Annotated in this window: 3 protein-coding genes; all 3 read right to left on the bottom strand. The window is 39.4% G+C overall.

The window, feature by feature from the left end:
• On the bottom strand, positions 1 to 1,230 hold a 1,230-nt coding region (locus tag Q0212_RS12490), incomplete at its 3' end, for an N-acetylmuramoyl-L-alanine amidase (RefSeq protein ID WP_297926007.1).
• Between the two features lie 20 nt (positions 1,231 to 1,250).
• Entirely contained in the window at positions 1,251 to 1,718 is a 468-nt protein-coding gene (gene tsaE / locus Q0212_RS12495) for a tRNA (adenosine(37)-N6)-threonylcarbamoyltransferase complex ATPase subunit type 1 TsaE (protein ID WP_297926009.1), read from the bottom strand.
• Positions 1,719 to 1,865: 147 nt separating this feature from the next.
• Positions 1,866 to 3,308, bottom strand: coding sequence for an NAD(P)H-hydrate dehydratase (locus Q0212_RS12500; RefSeq protein WP_297926010.1), 1,443 nt, complete (start codon positions 3,306 to 3,308; stop codon positions 1,866 to 1,868).
• Between the last annotated feature and the right edge of the window lie 174 nt (positions 3,309 to 3,482).

Consider the following 3,482-nt stretch of genomic DNA (forward strand, 5'->3'; position numbering starts at 1 on the left):
CGGTGCAATTTCTTGTAAAGCTCTATCTCTAATTTTACGATTTTTTTGTTCTTTACCCACCGCAAAATAAGTTTGTGGAATTGGATATTTTTGTACAAATCGCCGTAAACCCACAAATACCGCTTCTGCCATTTGCTGTTGATAGCTAGATTGAATTAATTTAGCCTCTTCTTCCGCATTAGTCATAAACCCTGTTTCGACCAATAAGGAAATCATACCTGCTTCTTTTAAAACGGCAAAACCTGCTTGTTCGACTCGTTTGGAATGTAATTTGGTTAAATCATCCATTTCTTTTAAAATATACGAACCCATGTGCAAACTTTGGGTGACTGTTCCTTCAACAACCATATCGGCAAGAATATTATTTAACTGCAAATCTTTACCAAAACTATTATCAACCCCCCCCAATAAGTCTGATTTGTTTTCTCTATCGGCTAATGCTTGAGCAAAACGTGAGGTTGCTGAATTAGCTCCCTTTCGAGACAAGGCAAACACTGATGCACCTTTTGCTAGAGGAGACAAAGCTGCATCAGCATGAATACTAATAAAAATATCGGCTTTATAACGATTGCGAGCAATTTTACGACGGTCTTGCAAAGGAATAAAATAATCATCATCTCGTGTCAAATATGCCTTAAATCCTTTTTCTTTACGCAATAAAGCTACTAACTTTTTGGCAATCGCTAAAGTGACATGTTTTTCATAATTACCTGTTGCGCCAATTGCGCCAGAATCTTCACCACCATGTCCTGCATCAACCACAACAATCACCGCACGGCCTTTATTATCAGTGACCAACTCATCTACAGGTTCTGGCTCTGGTGAAACGGCTTGGAGTAAAACTTTATCAAATAAATCAATAACCAATCGTGCAGAAAACTTTTCATTAGCGGGTAACATAAAAATATGCGGACGTACTTCATCGCTTAAATTGATAATTAAACGCTGTTTATCGCCATTTGTTTCTAATAACACATTTTGAATCAGACCAACCCGACTCGGCAAATTTAAGGTAGAAACGCTAGTATCGGTATTATCTAACTCGATAATAATTTGCTTATTTTGGCCATTAATTTGTCTATAACTGGTTTTTTCGCTTAAATCTAACACTAAACGAGTATTATCTGGCGCACGCCAAGAGCGTACTGCGGTAATCGAAGCCGCCCACGTGCTAATACTTAACGTAGATAAAGACAATGCCAATACCAATGGCTTCATTAATCGTTTCATAAGCAAATATCTAAAATGGGCTAAATGTCTAAAGCATTTAAGGCATGTATTGTGGGTGAGTTATGGGCTGTCAATGATAATATACGTCCTTGTTGCGGATGTAATTGTATATCAATCATCAAATCGGCTTGTGGTAATAAAGGTTCACCTCGACTCGGCCATTCAATAATCACAATACTCTGTGAATTAAAATAATCTCTAATTCCCAATAACTCTAATTCTTCGGGGTCTTGTAAACGATATAAATCAAAATGATACAAGGTTAAATCCGCAAATTCATAAGGCTCGACTAAGGTATATGTTGGGCTTTTTACGGTTCCTTGATGTCCTAAACCTTGTAAAAAACCACGGGTCAAAGTGGTTTTTCCTGCACCAAGATCACCCGTCAAATAAATCACTGTGCCTTTTTTAATCACTTTTGCTAAAGCTTGACCCAATGCTAGCTGTTGCTGCTCATCCTTGGCAATAAATTGTCGAGATTCGCTCATTGATGCAACCTACAACGATAATCAAAAAAATAAAACTTACGTATGCCATGTAAACAAATCAGCAATAACCACATAAGTCGTAAACAGCAATTCTACCTGAAAGTGATTGATAACAACTGCCTTTGTTAGACAATTTGCAGGGAAATATTATTTATTTAACAACGATCTTAATGGTATTAATAAATCTGTTGCCAATAAACCACGCTCCCCTACTTGTGCTGCCACATCACCTGCCAAGGCATGAGCTAATACTGCTTTAGTGACTGTCTCCACACTTAAGCCAAATTGCGCCACTAAACCTGCCATAATGCCTGCTAAGGTATCGCCCATACCTGCTGTCGCCATGCCTGCATTACCATAAGGACATAAATTAATTTGCTGTTGATTCGCCACTAAAGAACCTGCACCTTTTAACAAAGCTATTCCACCATAATTAGCGACTAAGCTTTCAACATTCGCTAAACGCTGTTGATTCACTTGTTGATAAGGTTTGGCTAATAATCGTCCTGCTTCACCCGAATGCGGTGTTAACACCCAATTAGTTTTATGTTGTGGTTGTTGAGCTAACCAATACAATGCGTCCGCATCAACCACCATAGGTAACTCGCTATCTCTGACAGCCAACCATAAACGCTGTCCCCATGCCTGACGACCTAAACCCATGCCAATGACAATCACAGTCGCATTTTCAATTAACGGTTTAAGTTGTTCGGGATGATGAATGCCTTGCACCATCACTTCGGGACAGCGTGATAACAAGGGAGCAACATGATTGGGATGTGTTGCCACGGTGACTTTTCCTGCACCTGCACGCAAACAAGCTTCGGCGGTCATCATGACCGCACCACCCATCCCCTCATCACCACCAATCACTAACACATGGCCAAAATCACCTTTATGGCTATTTTTGGCTCTCTTTTTAAAACTTAAATCTTCTTTTTGCCACATTTGTATTTTAGGGAGTGTATAATTTTCAAGTTGAATGGCTAAGTCTTTTAAAATAATTTTTCCTGCATAACTTGCACCATCACCTGTTAATAAGCCCAATTTATAGCCAATAAAACAGACCGTTTTTTGGGCATTAATTGCCTCACCCTCAACATAACCTGTATCCGCATTGACACCTGACGGAATATCTATGGCCAAAATTTCTATTTGGCTGGCATTCGCGGCATTAATCATGTCTTGAGCCGTACCCGTCACGGCAGCATTGAGGCCAATGCCAAATAAAGCATCAACAATTAAATCGGCTTGTAATATTTGACCTTGCCACAAGGCCATATTGACTTGATGTTGTTGGGCTTTGGTTTGCATCAATTGTGCATCGGCTGTTTTTGGCTGGCCACTATAATAAAGCTCAACCATATAACCTGCTTGCTGAGCTAAACGAGCCAGCACATAACCATCGCCACCATTATTGCCTGTGCCACATAAGACAATGATTTTTTTTGCTTGAGGCCAACATTGTTGCAACACTTCAAATGCGGCTTGTCCTGCTTGCTCCATTAAATCGGCACTGAGCACACCACTGGCAAAGATTTGTTGTTCAATAAGCTTAATTTGTTGGCTGTTATAAACTGGCAAAGACATAAAAAATTCCGTGTATAATCAAAAGCTATTAGGAGTTACGCGGTTATCGCTTATTTGTTCACATAGCAACCGTTTTCAACGATTTTATGTTCACAAAACGCGCTAATTGCAATGCAATGCGTAACTCCTGTGAACCTAATCCTTTATCACTTATTTGTCAAAATGCAAAAAATT

The organism is uncultured Agitococcus sp. (assembly GCF_937920075.1).
Taxonomy (GTDB): Bacteria; Pseudomonadota; Gammaproteobacteria; order Pseudomonadales; family Moraxellaceae; genus Agitococcus.

Coding starts and splice junctions, on each gene's coding strand:
- tsaE (WP_297926009.1), bottom strand. CDS start 1,718: ATGAGCGAATCTCGACAATTTATTGCCAAGGATGAGCAGCAACAGCTA.
- Q0212_RS12500 (WP_297926010.1), bottom strand. CDS start 3,308: ATGTCTTTGCCAGTTTATAACAGCCAACAAATTAAGCTTATTGAACAA.